At 55.4% G+C, this 20,591-nt stretch carries 16 protein-coding genes and 1 riboswitch; of the genes, 10 read left to right on the top strand and 6 right to left on the bottom strand.

Features of this window, described 5'->3' with window-relative positions:
* The first annotated feature begins 60 nt into the window (after window positions 1–60).
* A complete protein-coding gene (metF, locus tag ACUTSU_RS17685; protein WP_445654467.1) occupies window positions 61–957 on the top strand; it encodes a methylenetetrahydrofolate reductase in 897 nt (298 codons plus the stop codon).
* A gap of 104 nt (window positions 958–1,061) precedes the next feature.
* On the opposite strand, the gene ppc is transcribed toward metF, so the two are convergent.
* The gene (ppc, locus tag ACUTSU_RS17680; protein WP_445654466.1) at window positions 1,062–3,698 is read right to left on the bottom strand and encodes a phosphoenolpyruvate carboxylase; all 2,637 of its coding nucleotides are present in this window, start codon (window positions 3,696–3,698) and stop codon (window positions 1,062–1,064) included.
* A 258-nt stretch (window positions 3,699–3,956) separates the two neighbouring features.
* Window positions 3,957–5,102 carry an acetylornithine deacetylase gene (gene argE, locus ACUTSU_RS17675; RefSeq protein ID WP_174355367.1) on the bottom strand — a complete coding sequence of 382 codons (1,146 nt, stop codon included), beginning with the start codon at window positions 5,100–5,102 and terminating at the stop codon, window positions 3,957–3,959.
* Between the two features lie 216 nt (window positions 5,103–5,318).
* On the opposite strand from argE, the gene argC reads away from it, so the two are divergent.
* From argC to argH, 4 genes are all read left to right on the top strand, one after another.
* Window positions 5,319–6,323 (top strand): N-acetyl-gamma-glutamyl-phosphate reductase, encoded by a 1,005-nt coding sequence (gene argC, locus ACUTSU_RS17670; protein WP_445654465.1) that lies wholly within the window; start codon window positions 5,319–5,321, stop codon window positions 6,321–6,323.
* Between the two features lie 29 nt (window positions 6,324–6,352).
* Window positions 6,353–7,126 (top strand): acetylglutamate kinase, encoded by a 774-nt coding sequence (gene argB / locus ACUTSU_RS17665; RefSeq protein ID WP_153858464.1) that lies wholly within the window; start codon window positions 6,353–6,355, stop codon window positions 7,124–7,126.
* Window positions 7,127–7,151: 25 nt separating this feature from the next.
* Entirely contained in the window at window positions 7,152–8,372 is a 1,221-nt protein-coding gene (locus ACUTSU_RS17660) for an argininosuccinate synthase (protein WP_445654464.1), read from the top strand.
* A 127-nt stretch (window positions 8,373–8,499) separates the two neighbouring features.
* A complete protein-coding gene (gene argH / locus ACUTSU_RS17655; protein WP_445654463.1) occupies window positions 8,500–9,873 on the top strand; it encodes an argininosuccinate lyase in 1,374 nt (457 codons plus the stop codon).
* A gap of 63 nt (window positions 9,874–9,936) precedes the next feature.
* On the opposite strand, the gene ACUTSU_RS17650 is transcribed toward argH, so the two are convergent.
* Both ACUTSU_RS17650 and ACUTSU_RS17645 read right to left on the bottom strand, forming a co-directional pair.
* Window positions 9,937–11,385: a dihydrolipoyl dehydrogenase gene (locus tag ACUTSU_RS17650; protein WP_445654462.1), complete on the bottom strand. Its 1,449-nt coding sequence runs from the start codon at window positions 11,383–11,385 to the stop codon at window positions 9,937–9,939.
* An 81-nt stretch (window positions 11,386–11,466) separates the two neighbouring features.
* Window positions 11,467–12,198 (bottom strand): glutathione peroxidase, encoded by a 732-nt coding sequence (locus ACUTSU_RS17645; protein ID WP_445654461.1) that lies wholly within the window; start codon window positions 12,196–12,198, stop codon window positions 11,467–11,469.
* 152 nt (window positions 12,199–12,350) lie between these two features.
* Here ACUTSU_RS17645 and oxyR point away from each other — a divergent pair, with 152 nt between their 5' ends.
* Window positions 12,351–13,268, top strand: a complete 918-nt coding sequence (gene oxyR / locus ACUTSU_RS17640; protein ID WP_012147449.1) for a DNA-binding transcriptional regulator OxyR — start codon at window positions 12,351–12,353, stop codon at window positions 13,266–13,268.
* Here the strand turns inward: oxyR and sthA are convergent.
* A complete protein-coding gene (gene sthA / locus ACUTSU_RS17635; protein WP_012147448.1) occupies window positions 13,251–14,648 on the bottom strand; it encodes a Si-specific NAD(P)(+) transhydrogenase in 1,398 nt (465 codons plus the stop codon). The two genes, oxyR and sthA, sit on opposite strands and share 18 nt — an antisense overlap.
* 215 nt (window positions 14,649–14,863) lie before the next feature.
* On the opposite strand from sthA, the gene fabR reads away from it, so the two are divergent.
* Window positions 14,864–15,496 (top strand): HTH-type transcriptional repressor FabR, encoded by a 633-nt coding sequence (fabR, locus tag ACUTSU_RS17630; RefSeq protein ID WP_085120094.1) that lies wholly within the window; start codon window positions 14,864–14,866, stop codon window positions 15,494–15,496.
* 13 nt (window positions 15,497–15,509) lie between these two features.
* Window positions 15,510–15,878 carry a YijD family membrane protein gene (locus ACUTSU_RS17625; protein WP_445654460.1) on the top strand — a complete coding sequence of 123 codons (369 nt, stop codon included), beginning with the start codon at window positions 15,510–15,512 and terminating at the stop codon, window positions 15,876–15,878.
* 47 nt (window positions 15,879–15,925) lie between these two features.
* Here the strand turns inward: ACUTSU_RS17625 and trmA are convergent, their stop codons facing one another.
* Entirely contained in the window at window positions 15,926–17,029 is a 1,104-nt protein-coding gene (trmA, locus tag ACUTSU_RS17620; RefSeq protein WP_445654459.1) for a tRNA (uridine(54)-C5)-methyltransferase TrmA, read from the bottom strand.
* Between the two features lie 124 nt (window positions 17,030–17,153).
* A riboswitch (cobalamin riboswitch) is annotated at window positions 17,154–17,362 on the top strand.
* 68 nt (window positions 17,363–17,430) lie between these two features.
* On the opposite strand from trmA, the gene btuB reads away from it, so the two are divergent.
* Together btuB and murI are read left to right on the top strand one after the other, a co-directional pair.
* The gene (gene btuB / locus ACUTSU_RS17615; RefSeq protein WP_445654458.1) at window positions 17,431–19,323 is read left to right on the top strand and encodes a TonB-dependent vitamin B12 receptor BtuB; all 1,893 of its coding nucleotides are present in this window, start codon (window positions 17,431–17,433) and stop codon (window positions 19,321–19,323) included.
* Window positions 19,268–20,131: a glutamate racemase gene (murI, locus tag ACUTSU_RS17610; protein WP_445654457.1), complete on the top strand. Its 864-nt coding sequence runs from the start codon at window positions 19,268–19,270 to the stop codon at window positions 20,129–20,131. The genes btuB and murI overlap by 56 nt, the downstream gene beginning before the upstream one ends.
* Window positions 20,132–20,591: the final 460 nt, after the last annotated feature.

Genomic DNA, 20,591 nt, shown 5'->3' with positions numbered 1-20,591 from the left:
AAACGTATAGACGCTTAATAAGATAAAGCAAAACAGTGATCGATAAGAGGCGGACAGGGTATGAGTTTTTTTCACGCAAACCAGCGGGAAGCGCTGAATCAGAGTCTGGCAGAGTTAAACGGCCAGATTAACGTATCATTCGAGTTCTTCCCGCCGCGCACCAGCGAGATGGAAGACACCCTGTGGCACTCCATTGATCGTCTGAGCAGCCTGAAACCTAAATTTGTCTCTGTGACCTATGGTGCAAACTCCGGCGAGCGCGATCGCACCCACAGTATTATCAAAGGGATAAAGGAGCGTACCGGTCTGGAGGCGGCACCGCACCTGACCTGCATCGACGCCAGCCCGGCTCAGCTGCGTGAGATAGCCACCGACTACTGGAACAGTGGCATTCGCCATATCGTGGCACTGCGTGGCGACCTGCCACCGGGCGGCGGTAAGCCTGATATGTACGCCACCGATCTGGTGGCCTTGCTGAAAGGCGTCGGCGATTTTGATATTTCGGTGGCAGCCTACCCTGAAGTGCATCCGGAAGCCAAAAGTCCGCAGGCGGATCTGATTAACCTGAAGCGTAAAATCGATGCCGGTGCCAACCGCGCGATTACCCAGTTCTTCTTTGATGTGGAAAGCTACCTGCGTTTTCGTGACCGCTGCGTGGCGACCGGCATTGACGTGGAAATCGTGCCGGGCATTCTGCCGGTGTCCAACTTCAAGCAGTTGCAGCGTTTTGCCACTATGACTAACGTGCGTGTGCCGAGCTGGATGACCAGCATGTTTGAAGGGCTGGACGACGATGCCGAAACCCGCAAAATGGTCGGTGCCAATATCGCGATGGATATGGTGAAAATTCTCAGCCGCGAAGGGGTGAAAGACTTCCACTTCTATACGCTCAATCGCGCCGAGATGAGTTACGCCATTTGCCATACGTTGGGCGTGCGCCCGGCGGTGATTGCCTAATTTTATTGATGAATGATGAAAAGGGCGCTGTGTAATGACAGCGCCCTTTTTATTGGAGAAAAAACGGCCCCTGTGGACAGGCGCCTTTTTTTACAACGCTCAACCTAGCCGGTGTTACGCATCCCGGCGGCGACGCCGGCAATGGTCACCATCAGCGCTTGCTCAACGCGGGCATCCGGCTGTTCCTGCTGACGTGAACGGTGTAGCAGTTCGGCCTGTAGCACGTTCAGCGGATCGGTATACACGTTACGCAGCGCAATGGATTCGGCGATCCACGGCAGGTCTTCCATCAGGTGCGCATCATTGGCGATGGTCAACACCACCTTGATGTCGCTTGCCAACTGGTCGCGCAATTGCTGGCCTAGTGGCCACAGCGATTTGTCGACCAGACGCTGATCGTAGTATTCCGCCAACCACAGGTCGGCCTTGGCGAACACCATTTCCAACATCGCGATGCGGGTGGAGAAGAATGGCCAGTCGCGGCACATGGCTTCCAGTTGATCTTGCTTGCCAGCTTTCACCGCCTCTTGCAAACCGGCACCGGCACCCAGCCAGGCCGGCAGCATCAGGCGGTTCTGCGTCCAGGCGAAGATCCATGGAATGGCGCGCAGGCTCTCAACGCCGCCGTTTGGCTTGCGTTTGGCCGGACGCGAACCCAGCGGCAACTTGCCCAGCTCCAGTTCCGGCGTCGCAGCGCGGAAGTACGGCACGAATTCCGGATTTTCACGCACGTAACCACGATACATTTTACATGAGGTGTCTGACAGGTCATCCATCAGCGCACGCCACTCTTTTTTCGGCTCTGGCGGCGGCAGCAGGTTGGCTTCCAGGATGGCACCGGCATACAGCGCCAGGCTGCTGATGGTGACTTCCGGCAGACCGAATTTGAAGCGGATCATCTCGCCCTGCTCGGTGACGCGCAGACCGCCTTTCAGGCTGCCCGGCGGTTGTGACAGCAGTGCCGCATGCGCAGGTGCGCCGCCGCGGCCAATCGAACCGCCACGGCCGTGGAACAGAGTCAGCGCCACGCCGGCTTTTTCACAGGTTTTGATCAGTGCGTCTTGCGCGCGGTACTGCGCCCAGGAGGCGGCCATCACCCCGGCGTCTTTCGCCGAGTCGGAATAGCCAATCATCACCATTTGTTTGCCCTGGATAAAGCCGCGGTACCAGTCAATATTCAGCAACTGGGTCATCACGTCGTCGGCATTGTTCAGGTCGTCGAGGGTTTCGAACAACGGGGCCACCGGCAGGGCGAACGGGCAGCCTGCTTCTTTCAGCAACAGGTGAACCGCCAGCACGTCAGAAGGCGTACGTGCCATGGAAATCACGTAGGCGGCAATCGAACCCTGCGGCGCTTCGGCAATGACCCGACAGGTTTCCAGCACTTCCAGGGTGTCGGCACTCGGCTCCCATTTTAGCGGCACCAGCGGGCGTTTGGAGTTCAGTTCGCGGATCAGGAACGCCTGCTTGTCGGCTTCCGACCAGCTTTCGTAATCGCCCAGCCCCAGATAACGGGTCAGCTCGGCAATGGCCTCGGTATGGCGAGTGCTTTCCTGACGTACGTCGATACGTACCAGCGGCACGCCAAAGCAGCGCACGCGACGCAGGGTATCGAGCAACTGGCCATTGGCGATGATGCTCATGCCGCAGGCCTGCAGCGACTGGTAACAGGCGAACAGCGGTTCCCACAGCTGTTCGTTATTCACCAGCAGGTCGTGTGGTTTCAGTACGCGCTCACCCTTCAGGCGACCTTCCAGATAAGCCTGAGAGTTCATCAACTGGCTGCGCAATTGCTTCATGATCTCTCGGTACGGCTCTTGCACTTCATCGCCACCGGCCCGTGCGCGGAGTTCCGGAGTACATTCGGTCATCGACAGCTCGGAGACCAGCACCTGAATGTCGCGGGTGAACAGGTCGCAGGCCTTCCAACGGCTGAGTAGCAGCACGTGGCGGGTGATTTCAGCCGTCACGTTAGGGTTACCGTCGCGGTCACCGCCCATCCAGGAGGTGAAACGTACCGGCACTGCTTCCGCCGGTAGGCTGTAATCGATGGAGTTTTCCAACTGTTCGTTGAATTCGCGCAGGAAGGCAGGCACCCCTTCCCACAAGCTGTTTTCCACTACCGCAAAGCCCCATTTGGCTTCGTCGATAGGGGAGGGACGATGTTTGCGGATCTCGTCGGTATGCCAGGACTGGGCGACCAATTGGCGCAGGCGGCGCATGATCTTGTTGCGCTCGTAGTCGGCCAGATCGTTATGGTCGAGTTGGCTGAGGCAGGTGTTGACCTCAACCAGCTTGTGGATCAGGGTGCGGCGGGTGATTTCCGTCGGGTGTGCGGTCAGCACCAGTTCGATGGAAAGCTGGGATACCGCATTTTGCAGCTCTTTGGTGTTGAGCTTTTTGTCTTTCAGCCGGGTGAACAACTGCGCCAGCGCTTCCGGGTTGCTGGCGGCTTCGCCATTGGGCGAAATGCTGTGGTACTGCTCGGCGACGTTGGTCAGATTAAGGAACTGGCTGAAGGCGCGCGCGACCGGCAGCAACTCGTCGTTGGACAGGTTCTGCAAGGTGGAAAGCAGCTCCTGACGGTGAGCCTCGTTGCCGGCACGTGAAGATTTGGAAAGCTTACGGATAGTTTCAACGCGATCGAGAATATGCTCGCCCAGCGCTTCTTTGATGGTATCGCCGAGCAATTTGCCGAGCATACTGACATTACTTCGCATTGCCGAATATTGTTCGTTCATATAACCCCTGACCCAGTTCTGTATGATTTTTATCTTGTAAGTAAATTTCACGTGTCAGGCAAACTGCACCTGTTTCATCTCGCCACGTTCCTGTCCAATGGTCAATTGACACTATTTTTAGCAAAAAAACATCAAAATCGGCGCATTTTCTGAAATTTAATTACGGTGCGCCGGTTATCAGTCTGGCTTATTTCATTGTTTTGCTATTTCTTAATAGGTAGGGAGATGATAAGTCATTAACCCTACCTTGTTTGAGGTTTATTGGCGACAAAAGTGGCTGACCAACTGACCCAGCAGCTTGCGTGTCGGTTCGATAAAGCCGGTATCTATGTATTCGTCCGGTTGATGCGCCTGGTCGATAGAGCCGGGACCCAACACCAGCGTCGGGCAGACCTGCTGGACGAACGGGGCCTCAGTGCAATAGTTGACCACCTGCGTGCGGGTGCCCAGCAGTTTCTCAATCACCGCCACCATATGGTGATCGGTCGGACACTCATAACCCGGTACCGAGGCATGCAGCTCCTCAATGCTCAGGCGGCCCGGCCAGCGCTGGCTTATCGGCTCCAGCGTTTGCTGCATCAGTTCGTTAATGTTGTCGAGCGTCATGCCCGGCAACGGGCGGATATCCAGATGCAGTTCGCAACAGGCGCAGATACGGTTGGCCGCATCCCCTCCGCTGATATGACCGAAGTTCATTGTCGGGTAGGGCACGGCAAAGGCCGGGTTATTAAAGCGTTCTTGCAGCGTTTTGCGTAGCTCCATCAGGCGGCCGATGGTTTCATGCATCAGGTCGATAGCGTTCACGCCGCGCGCCGGGTCGCTCGAGTGGCCGGATTGGCCGACAATGCGAATGGCGTTGGCTATGTGGCCTTTGTGCGCGCGTACCGGCTGCAGCGAGGTTGGTTCACCGATAATGGCGAAGTCCGGACGGATGCTGGTCGAGGCGGCGAAATAACGTGCGCCGGCCATCGTCGTTTCTTCATCTGCGGTGGCCAGAATGTATAAAGGCTTGGTCAGTTGGCTGGCGTCGATGTCGCGCACCGCATCCAGAATAAAGGCAAAGAAGCCTTTCATATCGGCAGTGCCCAGACCATACAGTTTATTGTCGTGTTCGGTCAGGGTGAAAGGGTCGCGCGTCCAGCGGCCTTCATCATAAGGCACGGTGTCGGTGTGGCCCGCCAGCAGCAGGCCGCCGCTGCCTTCACCGATACTGGCCAGCAGGTTGAATTTGTTGCGGCTATCCGGCACCGGCTGCACGTCGACGCGAAAGCCCAAATCGGCAAACCAGCCGGCCAGCAAGTTGATTAACGCTTCATTACTCTGATCGAGGGCGCCATCGGTGGCGCTGATCGACGGAGTGGCGATCAACGCCCGGTACAGCTCAATAAATGGAGGTAATTTCATCTTCACTGTTGACAGCCTTTGGTTAGGTTGGTATCAATATTCATGCATTTATTGTGAATAAAAATACAATAAGCTGGAGCGTAAGGGAACCCGATTCCCGGATGATTATAAAAACATCAACGCTCGACCTCGTGGGTGAACGGCAAAACAACGCTGGTGAGCCTGGAAACCTGAGTCGAATACGACCAAACGCAAGTCTAGAAGGTGAAAGGCCCCATGTTGAATACGCTGATTGTCGGTGCCAGCGGTTATGCCGGAGCAGAGCTCACGGCGTACCTTAATCGTCACCCACACATGAACATAACCGCTTTAGCGGTTTCAGCGCAAAGTGCAGATGCAGGAAAATTGCTTTCCGATTTGCACCCCCAGTTAAAAGGCATTGTCGATCTCCCCTTGCAGCCGCTGGTTGACGTAGCCGCCGCCGCTGTTGGTATCGACGTAGTGTTCCTGGCGACGGCACACGAGGTCAGCCACGATATCGCGCCGGCATTCCTGGCCGCAGGTTGCGTGGTGTTTGACCTGTCCGGCGCATTCCGCGTGAAAGATACTGCCTTCTACAGCCAATATTACGGTTTTGAACATCAGCATGCTGACCTGCTGGAGCAGGCGGTGTATGGCCTGGCGGAATGGCAGAGCGACAAAATTAAACAGGCGCAGTTGATCGCCGTACCGGGCTGCTACCCGACGGCAGCGCAGCTGGCTTTGAAACCCTTGATCGAGAAGCAACTGTTGAACCTTGACCAATGGCCGGTGATCAATGCCACCAGTGGCGTCAGCGGTGCGGGCCGCAAGGCCAGCGTCACCACCAGTTTTTGTGAGGTGAGTTTGCAGCCGTACGGCATTTTCAATCACCGTCACCAGCCGGAAATCGTCGCGCATCTGGGCGTGCCGGTCATCTTCACGCCACATTTGGGTAACTTCCCGCGTGGTATTCTCGAAACCATCACCTGTCGCCTGAAAGCCGGCGTGACCGCGCAGGATGTGGCTGCCGTTTATCACGCCGCCTATGACGACAAACCGCTGGTGCGGCTGTATGACCAGGGCGTACCGGCGTTGAAGTCCGTCGTCGGGCTGCCGTTCTGCGACATCGGCTTTGCCGTACAGGGTGAACACCTGATCGCCGTAGCGGCGGAAGACAACCTGTTGAAAGGCGCGGCCGCTCAGGCGGTGCAATGCCTGAATATCCGTTTTGGGTTCCCTGAAACCCAGTCATTACTTTAATAAATTACCAGCGTGGGATGTATACAGCGATGAACCCGTTAATTATCAAGTTAGGTGGCGTGTTATTAGACAGTGAAGAGGCGCTGGAGCGTTTGTTTACCGCGCTGGACAGCTACCGTCAGCAGCATCAGCGCCCGTTGGTGATTGTCCATGGCGGTGGTTGCCTGGTGGATGAGCTGATGAAAAAGCTTTCCCTGCCGGTGGTGAAGAAGAATGGCCTGCGGGTGACCCCGGCCGATCAGATTGACATTATTACTGGCGCGCTGGCCGGCACCGCCAACAAAACCTTGCTGGCGTGGGCCATCAAGCACCAGATTAACGCGGTTGGCCTGAGCCTGGCAGACGGCGGCAGCGTCACAGTCACCCCTCTGGATCCGGCGCTGGGCCACGTGGGGAATGCGCAACCGGGCTCCCCGCTGCTGCTCAATACCCTGCTGGCTGCCGGTTACCTGCCGGTGATCAGTTCCATCGGTATCACCGCCGATGGGCAGTTAATGAATGTGAACGCCGATCAGGCGGCGACGGCTCTGGCCGCCACCCTGGGTGCGGATTTGATCCTGCTGTCGGATGTCAGTGGCATCCTCGATGGAAAAGGACAACGCATCGCAGAAATGACGGCGCAAAAAGCGGAACAACTGATTGCCCAGGGCATCATCACTGATGGTATGGTGGTGAAGGTGAATGCGGCGCTCGATGCGGCCCGCACCCTCGGTCGCCCGGTAGATATCGCCAGTTGGCGCCATGCCGATCAGCTTCCTGCACTGTTTAACGGCGTGTCAATTGGCACCCGGATCCTCGCTTAAATTTAGAATTAAAAAGGAAAAGACCATGCAAAACCAAGGCATCAAAAAAATCGTTCTGGCGTACTCTGGCGGTCTGGATACTTCGGCCATCATTCCCTGGCTGAAAGAAAACTACGGCGGCTGCGAAGTGGTAGCCTTCGTGGCGGATATCGGCCAGGAGCGCGGCGATCTGGAAGGTGTGGAGCAAAAAGCCCTGCAATCCGGTGCCTCTGAGTGTCACGTGGTTGATCTGCGTGAAGAATTCATCCGTGACTACGTTTACCCGGTACTGCAGACCGGCGCCCTGTATGAAGGCAGCTATCTGCTGGGTACCTCCATGGCGCGCCCGATTATCGCTAAAGCACAGGTTGAACTGGCGCTGAAAGTCGGTGCTGACGCGCTGTGCCACGGCGCAACCGGTAAAGGTAACGACCAGGTGCGTTTCGAAACCACTTATACCGCACTGGCCCCACATCTGAAAGTGGTTGCCCCTTGGCGTGAGTGGAACCTGCGTTCCCGTGAAGCGCTGCTGGACTACCTGAAAGAGCGCAACATCCCAACCACTGCATCGCTGGAAAAAATCTATAGCCGTGACGAGAATGCCTGGCACATCTCTACCGAAGGCGGCGTGCTGGAAAGCCCGTGGAATGCACCGAACAAAGACTGCTGGGTCTGGACTGTAGATCCGCAGGAAGCGCCGGATCAGCCTGAGCAAGTGACCATCACCGTAGAGAAAGGCTGCGTAGTGGCGGTTAACGGTGAGGCGCTGAGCCCGTACAAATGTCTGGAAACCCTGAACTTGCTGGGTGCCAAGCATGGCGTGGGCCGTATTGATATCGTGGAAAACCGTCTGGTGGGCATCAAATCCCGCGGTTGCTACGAAACCCCGGGCGGCACCATCATGGTGGCGGCACTGCGTGGCGTTGAGCAACTGGTTCTGGATCGCGACAGTTTCAAATGGCGTGAGCAACTGGGCCTGGAAATGTCTTACGTGGTGTACGATGGCCGCTGGTTTGCTCCGCTGCGTCGTTCACTGCAGGCCTCCGCCGAAGCGCTGGCCGAAGAAGTTAACGGTGAAGTGGTGTTGCAGCTGTATAAAGGCCAGGTGACGGCGATTCAGAAGAAATCCGCCAACAGCCTGTACTCCGAAGAGTTCGCGACCTTCGGCGAAGACGAAGTTTACGATCACAGCCACGCGGGCGGTTTTATCCGTCTGTTCTCACTCTCTTCACGCATTCGCGCGCTGAACGAGAAAAAGAATAAATAATCGATTGGCGTGACTCTGCCAGGGCGCAGCAGGCTGCGCCCTGGCGTATAAAATTTATACCCGTCATAATTCGAGTTGCAGCCAACACATCTGCAGCTCGAAGTATGACGGGTACAGGAGTAAAGATATGGCACTTTGGGGCGGACGGTTCACTCAGGCGGCAGATCAGCGGTTCAAGCAATTAAACGATTCTTTGCGCTTCGATTATCGTCTGGCGGAACAGGACATTGTGGGTTCTGTGGCCTGGTCGAAAGCGCTGGTCACCGTCAACGTATTGACGGCCACCGAGCAACAGCAGCTTGAGCAGGCGTTGAATGGGCTGTTGGCGGAAGTGCAGGCCGATCCGCAGGCGATTGTCAGCAGCGATGCAGAAGATATTCATAGCTGGGTGGAGCAGAAGCTGATCGACCAAGTCGGCGATCTGGGCAAAAAATTGCATACCGGCCGTAGCCGTAACGATCAGGTCGCGACCGATTTGAAGTTGTGGTGTAAACAGCAGGTCGGCGATTTGCATCAGGCCATTGTGCAACTGCAACAGGCGCTGGTGGAAACTGCCGAAGCCAATCAGGACGCAGTGATGCCGGGCTATACCCACCTGCAGCGTGCGCAGCCAGTGACCTTTGCACACTGGTGTTTGGCCTATGTTGAAATGCTGGCACGTGACGAAAGCCGTCTGCAGGACACGCTGAAACGCCTGGATGTCAGCCCGCTGGGCAGCGGCGCACTGGCTGGTACCGCCTATCCGATCGACCGTGAACAACTGGCCGGTTGGCTGGGTTTTGCTTCGGCAACCCGTAATAGTCTCGACAGCGTTTCCGACCGCGACCACGTGCTGGAGCTGTTATCCAATGCTTCTATCAGCATGGTGCACCTGTCGCGCTTCGCCGAAGATCTGATTTTCTTCAACAGCGGCGAAGCTACATTTGTCGATCTGTCTGACCGTGTGACTTCCGGCTCTTCGCTGATGCCGCAGAAGAAAAACCCGGATGCGCTGGAGCTGATCCGTGGCAAATGTGGCCGCGTGCAGGGTGCATTGACCGGCATGATGATGACGTTGAAAGGCCTGCCGTTGGCATATAACAAAGACATGCAGGAAGACAAGGAAGGGCTGTTCGACGCGCTTGATACCTGGATGGATTGCTTGCAGATGGCTGCGCTGGTGCTGGATGGCATCCAGGTGAAACGTCCGCGTTGTAAAGAAGCGGCGGAGCAGGGTTACGCCAACTCGACCGAACTGGCGGACTATCTGGTCGCCAAAGGCGTGCCGTTCCGTGAGGCGCACCATATCGTCGGTGAAGCGGTCGTAGAGGCGATCCGCCAGGGTAAGGCGCTGGAAGCCCTGCCGTTGACTGATTTGCAGAAGTTCAGTGCGGTGATTGGTGACGACGTGTACCCGATTCTGGCGCTGCAATCTTGCCTGGACAAGCGTTCGGCCAAGGGCGGGGTTTCTCCTCAACAGGTCGCCAGCGCAATCGCCGAAGCGAAACAGCGGTTGTTTTAAGCTAGGTTAGTCCGTTCATAAGGGCGCGGTTCACAGTGTGAGCCGCGCTTTTTTTATGATGGTTTACTCGCCCGGGCAGCGTTGGCAACGTTCGACCTCGGCCTCGCCCAGTTTTAGTTTGGCCTGCAGATCGCGCAGTGCGGTGCGCAGGCCTTCTTCGATCACTGGATGGTAAAACGGCATGTCCAGCATCTGATTAATGGTCATTTGCTGTTGATGCGCCCAGGCCAGCAGGTGAGCGATATGTTCAACGTCCGGCCCCATCATTTCCGCCCCCAGGAAACGCCCGGTGCCTTGTTCGCCGTAGACATGCAGGAGGCCTTTATTACGCAGCATCACGCGCGAGCGTCCCTGATTCTCGAACGAAACCTCGCCGACTTCGAAGCAGCCGCAAGCACTGAATTTCTCGCTCAGTTCGCGGAAGGTCGAACCGACCATGGCGATCTGCGGATCGGAAAATACGACCGAAATCGCGCTGCGGCGCAGGCCTGGGGTGATTTCCGGGAAGCTGCCGGCGTTGGTCCCGGCAATGCGTGCCTGATCGCTGGCCTCGTGCAGCAGCGGGAGTTGGTTGCTGGCGTCGCCGGCGATGAAGATATGCGGCACGTTGGTTTGCATGGTCGAACGATCGGCCAGTGGCACGCCTCGGGTGTCGAGTTTGAGGCCGGTGTTTTCCAGGCCCAGTTTATCGACGTTCGGCCTGCGGCCGGTGGCGGCCAGTACGTAATCCACCATGATTTCCTGCGGCCGACCCTGCGGATCCTGATAGCGGATAAACACTTTGTCGCCTTCGCGCTGCATTATCTCGACTTTCACGTCGGCATCCAGATAAAACTCTTCGCCCAGGGTTTTGGCGGCATAGCTGCGTACTGCACCGTCGGTTAATGGGCCGACGGCGCCGCCGACGCCAAACACCTTGGTGTCGACGCCCAGACGGTGTAATGCCTGACCCAGCTCCAGGCCAATCACACCTGGCCCGAATACCGCCACCGACTGCGGTAAATCATCCCAGTTGAAGACGTCGTCATTGACGATCAGTCGGTCACCCAGTGCATTCCAGGGCGCGGGCCAGCTTGGGCGGGAACCGGTGGCGATAACAATGCGCTGTGCCACGATACGCGTATGTTCATCCACCTGCAGGGTGTTGTCGTCGATAAAACGGGCGTAGCCGCTAATTTTTTCGGTCGCCGGGATCTCGTCGACACCTTCCAGCACAAAGCCGACGAAGCGGTCGCGTTCGCGTTTGACGCGGTCCATTACTTCACGACCATTAATGGTGGTTTTGTCCGCGGGATACACGCCAAAGCCCGGCGCCCGCTCGATTTGATGTACCGCCTCGGCGGCGGCGATCAGTAATTTGGATGGCATGCAGCCAACGCGTGCACAGGTAGTGCCGTAGGCCCCGCCTTCAATCATGACTACACTGGGGGTCGAAAGCTTGGCGGCGCGATAGGCGCCCAGACCGGCGGTGCCGCCACCGATGACGGCGACGTCAACATTCAACAGTTTCATATCCGCTCCTGAAAGCTAAAAAAAGGGCGGGCCATCGCCCGCCAAAAGTTCACATTGGTTTTGTTATTACTTATAAATAAATCAGGCTGACAGGAAGCTTTCCAGGTCATCGCTACCGCCAATATGACGGCCGCCGATGAACACCTGCGGTACCGTGGCACGGCCGCTGACGGCGCGCAGGCTGACGGTAGTCGCGTCCTGACCCAGTACGATCTCTTCATACTGGATGCCACGATCCTGAAGCATTTGTTTGGCTTTGGCGCAGAACGGGCAGCCCGGCTTGGTAAACAGCGAAACCGACTCCTGCACTTTGAATTCTGGTGCCAGGTATTTCAGCATGGTATCGGCGTCAGACACTTCAAACGGGTCGCCCGGTTTGTTGGGCTCGACGAACATTTTCTCTACTACGCCATTACGCACCAGCATCGAGTAACGCCATGAGCGTGGGCCGAAACCCAGATCGGCTTTCTCGACCAGCATGTTCATGCCTTTGGTGAATTCACCGTTGCCGTCCGGCACGAAGGTGATGTTTTCGGCATGTTGATCGGCTTTCCAGGCGTTCATCACGAAGGTGTCGTTCACCGAAACGCATAGAATGCTGTCAACGCCGTGCTGCTTGAATACGCTGGACAGTTCGTTGTAGCGCGGCAGGTGGCTGGAAGAGCAGGTCGGAGTGAAGGCACCTGGCAGCGAAAACACGATGACGGTTTTATCTTTAAACAGATCGTTGGTAGTCACATCGATCCATCGGTCACCCTGGCGGGTGTGGAAGGTGACCTGGGGAACTTTTTTGCCTTCTTGACTGGTAAACATGAATTAACCCCTTAATTAGGAAAAATAATTTTTAGCTTTCAGCGTTATGCCGCTTTGATTGGACACATTATTGCCGCCGGGGGGTTGATAGATCTAATCGCTCATTGCTATCTTATCTATCGCCATGAGCTATCGTGGCCTGGAGGGAAACAATGAATATTCGTGATTTAGAGTACCTGGTCGCCTTGGCCGAGCATCGGCATTTCCGCCGTGCCGCCGATTCATGCCATGTTAGCCAACCCACGCTGAGTGGGCAGATCCGCAAGCTGGAAGACGAACTGGGTGTGATGTTGCTCGAGCGCACCAGCCGCAAGGTGTTATTCACCCAGGCGGGCCTGTTGCTGGTGGAGCAGGCGCGTACCGTGCTGCGCGAAGTCAAAGTTCTGAAAGAGATGGCCAGCCAACAGGGCGAAGCCATGTCCGGGCCGTTGCATATCGGCCTGATCCCGACCGTCGGGCCTTATTTGCTGCCGCAGATCATCCCTACGCTGCACAAAACCTTTCCCAAGCTGGAAATGTACCTGCATGAGGCGCAAACCCAACAGCTGCTGGCGCAACTCGACAGCGGCAAACTGGACTGTGCGATCCTGGCGTTGGTGAAGGAAACCGAAGCCTTTATCGAAGTACCGTTGTTTGATGAGCCAATGAAGCTGGCGGTGTACTCCGATCATCCATGGTCGCAGCGCGACCGCGTGGCGATGCCGGATTTGGCAGGGGAAAAACTGCTGATGCTGGAAGATGGTCATTGCTTGCGCGATCAGGCAATGGGCTTTTGCTTCCAGGCCGGTGCCGACGAGGATACCCATTTCCGGGCGACCAGCCTGGAAACGCTGCGCAATATGGTTGCGGCGGGCAGTGGTATTACGTTGTTGCCTTCATTGGCGGTACCGCCACAGCGTGAGCGTGATGGTGTGTGCTATCTCGACTGCTATAAACCTGAACCCAAGCGCACCATTGCGCTGGTGTACCGCCCCGGCTCCCCATTGCGCAGTCGTTATGAGCAATTGGCCGAGGCGATCCGCGAGCATATGCAAAACTACCTGGGCACCACGCTAAAACAGGCGGTTTAAGCCGTTCAGCGCTGCTACCCGGTAGGCTTCGGCCATGGTCGGATAGTTGAAGGTCGTATTAACGAAATACTCGATAGTATTGCCTTCACCTTTCTGTTCCATGATCGCCTGACCGATGTGAATGATCTCCGCCGCACGCTCACCGAAGCAGTGGATCCCGAGGATCTGCAGGGTGTCGCGATGGAACAGGATCTTCAGGCTGCCGACGTTCATCCCGGCAATCTGCGCACGCGCCAGATGTTTGAACTGGGCGCGGCCCACTTCATACGGCACTTTCATCGCCGTCAGTTCCTGCTCGGTTTTACCGACGGAGCTGATTTCCGGAATGGTGTAGATACCGGTTGGGATGTCTTCAATCAGATGCCCGCTGGCTTCACCGGAGGCAATTGCCTGCGCAGCAATACGGCCCTGATCGTAAGCGGCAGATGCCAGGCTCGGATAACCAATCACGTCACCCACGGCATAAATGTGCGACAGCGCTGTCTGGTACATACTGTTCACTTTCAGCAGGCCACGGCTGTCTGATTCCAGACCGACGTTCTCCAGCCCCAGTGAGTCCGTGTTACCGGTACGGCCGTTGGCATACAGCAGGCAGTCCGCTTTCACTTTCTTGCCGGATTTTAGGTGAACAATCACGCCGTCGTCGGTGCCTTCGATCTTCTCGAACTCTTCGTTGTGACGGATCACCACGCCGTTGTTCCAGAAGTGGTAAGACAATGAGTCCGACATTTCCTGGTCGAGGAACGCCAGCAGGCGATCGCGGGTGTTAATCAGATCGACCTTCACGTTCAGACCACGGAAGATAGACGCATATTCGCAGCCGATAACCCCGGCACCGTAAATGATCACGTGGCGCGGTTCGTGGTTCAGTTCGAGGATTGAATCGCTGTTGTAAATGCGCGGATGGTTAAAATCGACGCTTGACGGGTTGTAAGGGCGCGAGCCGCAGGCGATAACGATATGATCGGCACGGATGGTGTCCTGGGTACCGTCCATATAGCTGACGCTGACGGTGTTGGCGTCGATAAAGCGTGCATCGCCGGCAAACAGTTTGCATTGGTTACGCTCATAGAATCCCTGGCGCATCCGGGTTTGCTGGTTAATCACGTTATCGGCATGGCGCAAAATATCAGGGAATGTCGCGCTGAGCGTGCGTGAGTTGTTATAAAGCGGGTTCTGGTTGAATTCGATAATGCGGCTAACGGCGTGGCGGAGGGCTTTGGACGGGATGGTACCCCAGTGGGTACATCCGCCGCCTACGTTATTGTACCGTTCGATAACGGCCACGCGGGCGCCCTGTTTCACCAACCCCATAGCGGCACCTTCACCACCAGGGCCCGAGCCAATAACTATGGCATCAAATTGATAGTGCTGTTGCATAGGGGAGAGACCTGTCTTATACAAAATTACAACGGTATCTTAACATCATAGCGCTGAGTGCCCAATCACCATTAGGCTTTTTGAGGCAAAGTACAAATGGTGCAGGCGGAAACTGTGACAGGACGCGTTTGTATAAATGCTGTTGCAATAAAATTTGCTATATTGCCGGGTCTACGGCGTTAGACTGACAAAATGGATCTTATCTGGATATGCATATGGGCGTCAGAGCACAACAAAAAGAACGGACTCGTCGTTCCCTTATCGAGGCAGCCTTCAGCCAGCTAAGTGCCGAACGCAGCTTCGCCAGCCTGAGCCTGCGTGAAGTCTCGCGTGAAGCGGGCATCGCACCGACGTCATTCTACCGCCACTTTCGTGACGTGGATGAGTTGGGGCTGACCATGGTTGATGAGAGCGGTCTGATGCTGCGGCAACTGATGCGTCAGGCGCGTCAGCGTATTGCCAAGGGCGGCAGCGTGATCCGCACCTCTGTCTCCACCTTTATGGAGTTTATCGGCAATAATCCCAACGCCTTCCGCCTGCTGCTGCGTGAACGCTCCGGTACTTCATCGGCCTTCCGTGCGGCGGTAGCGCGTGAGATCCAACATTTTATCGCCGAACTGGCAGATTACCTCGAGCTGGAAAACCATATGCCGCGCAGTTTTACCGAAGCGCAGGCGGAAGCCATGGTGACCATCGTCTTCAGCGCCGGTGCTGAAGCGCTGGATATCGATATCGAACAACGGCGTCGTCTTGAGGAACGTTTAGTGCTGCAACTGCGGATGATTTCCAAAGGTGCTTATTATTGGTATCGCCGCCAACAAGAAAAAGCTTCTGTATCCCACGTATAAAAGGTAGAAAGTGATGGAAAAACCAAGCCGTGAGAATGGCACCTTACTGCTGGCGTTGATTGCCGGCCTTTCGATCAACGGTTCGTTCGCCGCGCTGTTCAGCTCGGTGGTGCCGTTTTCGATTTTCCCTATCCTGTCTTTGGTACTGGCGGTTTACTGCCTGCATCAGCGTTATCTGCACCGTGCGATGCCGGACGGCATGCCCAAGCTGGCCGCAGCGACCTTCCTGCTGGGGGTGTTGTTGTACAGTGCAATTGTCCGTGCCGAATACCCCCAGATTGGTTCTAACTTCCTGCCGGCGATTATTTCCGTGGCGCTGGTGTTCTGGATTGGTATCAAGCTGAAAGCGCGCAAGGCACCGGATGAGAATACGGCGGCCTGAAAGGGGTAAAAGTGCAGGGGCGCAGCAATAATGGCGCCCCTGTCAGATTAAACGCGTTTTTCCAACAGCACGCCGCATTCCATATGATGGGTGTACGGGAACTGATCGAACAGTGCCAGGCGGCTGATGCTGTGGGTTTCCTGCAGGGTCTCCAGATTGGCGCATAGCGTTTCCGGGTTGCATGAGATATACAAAATACGCGGATAGGTCTGCACCATTTTCACCGTTTCATCGTCCAGCCCACTGCGTGGCGGATCGACGAAAATGGTTTCGCAGTTATAGCTGCTTAAATCGATATCTTTCAACCGATTAAACTCGCGCACCCCGTTCATGGCCTGGGTGAAATCCTCCGCTGCCATACGGATAATCTGCACGTTATCGATATGATTGGCGGCAATGTTGTATTGTGCCGCGGCGACCGAAGGTTTGGCGATTTCGGTGGCCAGTACCCGCTCGAAGTTACGCGCCAGTGCCAAAGAGAAGTTACCGTTACCGCAGTACAGCTCCAGCAAATCGCCTTTAGAACCGGTGGTCACGTCCAGCGCCCATTCCAGCATCTGTATATTCAACGCCGCATTCGGCTGGGTGAAGCTGTTTTCCACCTGGCGATAGATCATGTCGCGGCCGGCAACCGGCAGCACTTCGTCTACATAATCCTGCTCCAGCATGATTTTCATTTTAGACGCGCGGCCAATCAGCTGCAGGTCAAAGCCTTGGGCACGCAGGCTGTCGCGCAGCTTTTCTGCCTGTTGCTGCCATTCGTCGTCCAGTTTGCGGTGATACAGCAACGAGGCAATGATTTTGCCGCTGCGGGTCGAAAGGTAGTCAATCTGAAACAGCTTGCGGCGCAGAATCGGCTCCGGCTTGATCGCAGCGATCAGCGCGATCATCAGACGGTTAATCAATTCACTGGCGGCAGGGAACTTGTCGACGCGGATGCGTTGTTTGGTCTGCTGATCAAACATGATGTGGTACATCTCGTCTTCATCATGCCAGATGCGGAATTCGGCGCGCATGCGATAGTGGCTTACCGGCGAGCGGAACACTTCCGGCTCGGGTGCCGTGAACGGTGACATCAGCGTTTTCAGCCGGGCAGTTTTCTCCGCCAGTTGGTCATCGTAACGTTCAATAGGCAAATTCTCGGGCGTCATGTTTCTTCTCGTCAGGCAAAATTGATCAGCGGGGATTGTAGGGAATCAGTCCGTGAAGTCCAGTTTTGTCGTGTTTATTATTTGTAACATTGGTAGCAGTCTAGACATCTATTTACATTGATCGTAGCATTGTCGTCCGGCCTCAAGCAGCGAGTGAAAAGGGAATCCGGTTCGAATCCGGAGCTGACGCGCAGCGGTAAGGGGAAGTCACGGCGATAGCGTTTTACGCAGACACTGTCCATTGCTGGATGGGAAGTCATCGCCTGGTGCAGGTAGTTCACAGGCCACCCGCAACTCCCAAGCCCGAAGACCTGCCGGTGTTACGTCGCAATGCCCGTGGCCGTCGCGAAATACCGGCCATGATCCTGCGGCATCCGCCAATTAAGTTTGGATGCTTTTTCATGACAATTACAAAAAATACACTGCTGGCGGTGGTTTCTTCCATCACGGCTTTTTCTGGATGGGCGCAAGACAACACCACAGCCAAGAACAGCGATGACCTGGTGGTTTCCGCCAACCGTTTTCCGCAGCCGGTTTCTTCCGTGCTGGCACCCACCTCTGTCGTCACCCGCGATGATATCGACCGCTGGCAGGCTAAAAGCCTGACCGATGTGATGCGCCGTCTGCCGGGCGTAGATGTGTCGCAAAATGGTGGTCTGGGGCAAGCCAGTTCGCTGTTTATTCGCGGTACCAACTCCAGCCATGTCCTGGTGCTGATTGACGGCATTCGTCTGAATCAGGCGGGCGTCAGTGGTTCTTCCGACCTCAGTCAAATTCCGGTCTCGCTGGTGCAGAAAGTCGAGTTTATCCGTGGACCGCGTTCGGCGGTCTATGGTTCCGATGCCATCGGCGGTGTGATCAACATTATTACCACTCGTGAAAAAAACGGGACTACGCTTTCTGCCGGCATGGGGTCAAACGGCTATCAGGCCTATGACGCCTCCACCCAGCAACAGTTGGGCGACAGCACGGTTGCGACCCTCGCCGGCAACTATACCTATACCAAAGGCTATGACGTGGTAGCGAATCTACCAGACAGCTTTGGTAACCCGGCGCAAACTGACCGCGACGGTTTCATGAGTAAATCTCTGTATGGCAGCATAGATCATAAGTTTAATGAGGCTTTCAGCGGATTCGTTCGCGGCTACGGTTATGACAACCGTACGGCTTATGATGGTAATTACAGTTATTCCGACCCGGCACATTCAGACGCACTGCCGGATACCCGCCAGCTGTATAGCCAAAGTTGGGATAGCGGCCTGCGTTACCAGGACGGTATTTATGCCACTCAATTGATTGCCAGCTATAGCCACAGTAAGGACTATAACTACGATCCCAAGTATGGCCCTTATTCTGCCTCTGCAACTTTGGATGATTCCACACAATATAATGTGCAGTGGGGTAATACCTTCCAGGTTGCCAATGGCAATATCAGTACGGGTGTTGATTGGCAGGATCAGAAAATTGAGCCCGGCACGGCTTATATTGCCGACAGCAAGAGTCAGCGTAATACCGGGCTTTATCTGACGGCACAGCAGCAGATCGATTCCTTTACTCTGGAAGGGGCGGTGCGGGGGGATGATAACTCGCAATATGGTTGGCATGGCACTTGGCAAACCAGTGCTGCGTGGGAGTTTGTTGAGGGGTATCGTGCCATTGCTTCCTATGGGACTGCGTTTAAAGCACCGAATCTGGGGCAACAGTACGGCAGCTTTGGCGGCAACCCGGATTTGAAACCAGAGGAAAGCAAACAGTGGGAAGGGGGCTTTGAAGGATTGACTGGGCCTGTGACCTGGCGTGTCACGGGTTACCGTAACGATATAGACAACCTTATTAGCTATGCATCCAGTGGCTCTGGTTCTGCTTATTACAACGTTAATCAGGCAACCATTAAAGGCGTTGAAGCTACGGCTTCCTTTGATACCGGGCCGTTGACCCACCAGATTGGCTATGACTATGTTGATCCACGCAATGCCAAAACCAACGAAGTTCTTCTCCGTCGTGCCAAGCAGCAGGTGAAATATGAGCTGGACTGGCAGGCCTATGATTTCGACTGGGCCGTGACCTACCATTATCTGGGGGAACGTTATGATGGCGACTACAGTGGTTACACTACGCGTACGGTCAAACTTGGTGGTGTCAGCCTGTGGGATCTCGCAGTTTCGTATCCGGTCACATCTCATCTGACAGTTCGTGGTAGAATCGCCAACCTGTTTGATAAAGATTATGAGACGGCTTATGGCTACGCTACTCCAGGAAGAGAATACTACCTCACTGGAAGCTATACCTTCTAACACCACCGCGAAGACCCGCCCGACGGTACTGGTATTTGATTCCGGCGTCGGCGGGTTATCGGTGTATCAAGAGGTTCGGCAACTGCTGCCGGACCTCCACTATATATACGCTTTCGATAATGTGGCGTTTCCCTACGGCGAGAAGTCCGAAGAGTTTATTGTTGAACGCGTGCTGGAAATTGTCAGTGCGGTGCAGCAGCGCCATCCTCTGGCGATAGTCATCATCGCTTGTAACACCGCCAGTACCGTATCCTTACCAGCCCTGCGTGAACGTTTTACCTTCCCGGTCGTGGGTGTGGTACCTGCCATCAAACCTGCCGCCCGTCTGACCGCCAATGGCGTCGTCGGCCTGCTGGCTACCCGCGGAACCGTGCAGCGCACCTATACCCATGAGTTGATTGCCCGCTTCGCCACCGATTGCAAAATAGAGCTATTGGGGTCCTCAGAGCTGGTGGAACTGGCAGAAGCCAAACTGCATGGCGAAGCTGTACCCTTGCCAACGCTGAAGAAAATCCTGCATCCATGGCTGAGCATGCGTGAGCCGCCGGATACCGTAGTGCTCGGTTGCACCCACTTCCCTTTATTAGCAGAAGAGTTAATGCAGGTATTGCCTGAGGGAACCCGGCTGATCGATTCCGGCGCGGCAATAGCCCGTCGCACCGCCTGGCTGATCTCGACACAGGAAAATCTGGTGTCTACTCAGGAAGATAATCTGGCGTATTGCATGACGTTAAATGAAGACACTGACGCTTTATTGCCCGTTCTGCAGGGATATGGCTTTAAATCGTTGAAAAAACTGCCTGTTTAAGGCCGTTTTGGTCAAACATTCAACGGTCAGGAAAAATATTGAAATTAGGGGTTGCGGCGTTCTGAGAACTCCCTATAATGCGCCTCCACTGACCGGGAACAACGACTCCTCTAACGAGAACCAGTCGCCCAGTCAGGAAGAAGCAAGCCGGTGAAAACACCGTTTCTTAATAAGAAAAAAGCTTGACTCTTCAGCGGGAAAGCGTAATATGCACCTCCCGCGTTACCGAGAGTTATCTCCGTAACGAACGCTCTTTAACAATTTATCAGACAATCTGTGTGGGCACTCCACAAGACGATATCCAGAACCTTCGGGTTCGAAAAAATATCAAGTCTTGAAGAGTGACCAAGCAATACGTTGTTTCGTTGGCTTGCCCAACAGAACGACGATTACGAAAGTTATTTTCGAGCATCGCTTCACGAGTTGAAGCAAATCAAGCTTTTAATTGAAGAGTTTGATC

The organism is Serratia sp. NA_13 (genome assembly GCF_052691735.1).
This window is presented reverse-complemented; position numbering and strand designations above follow the sequence as displayed.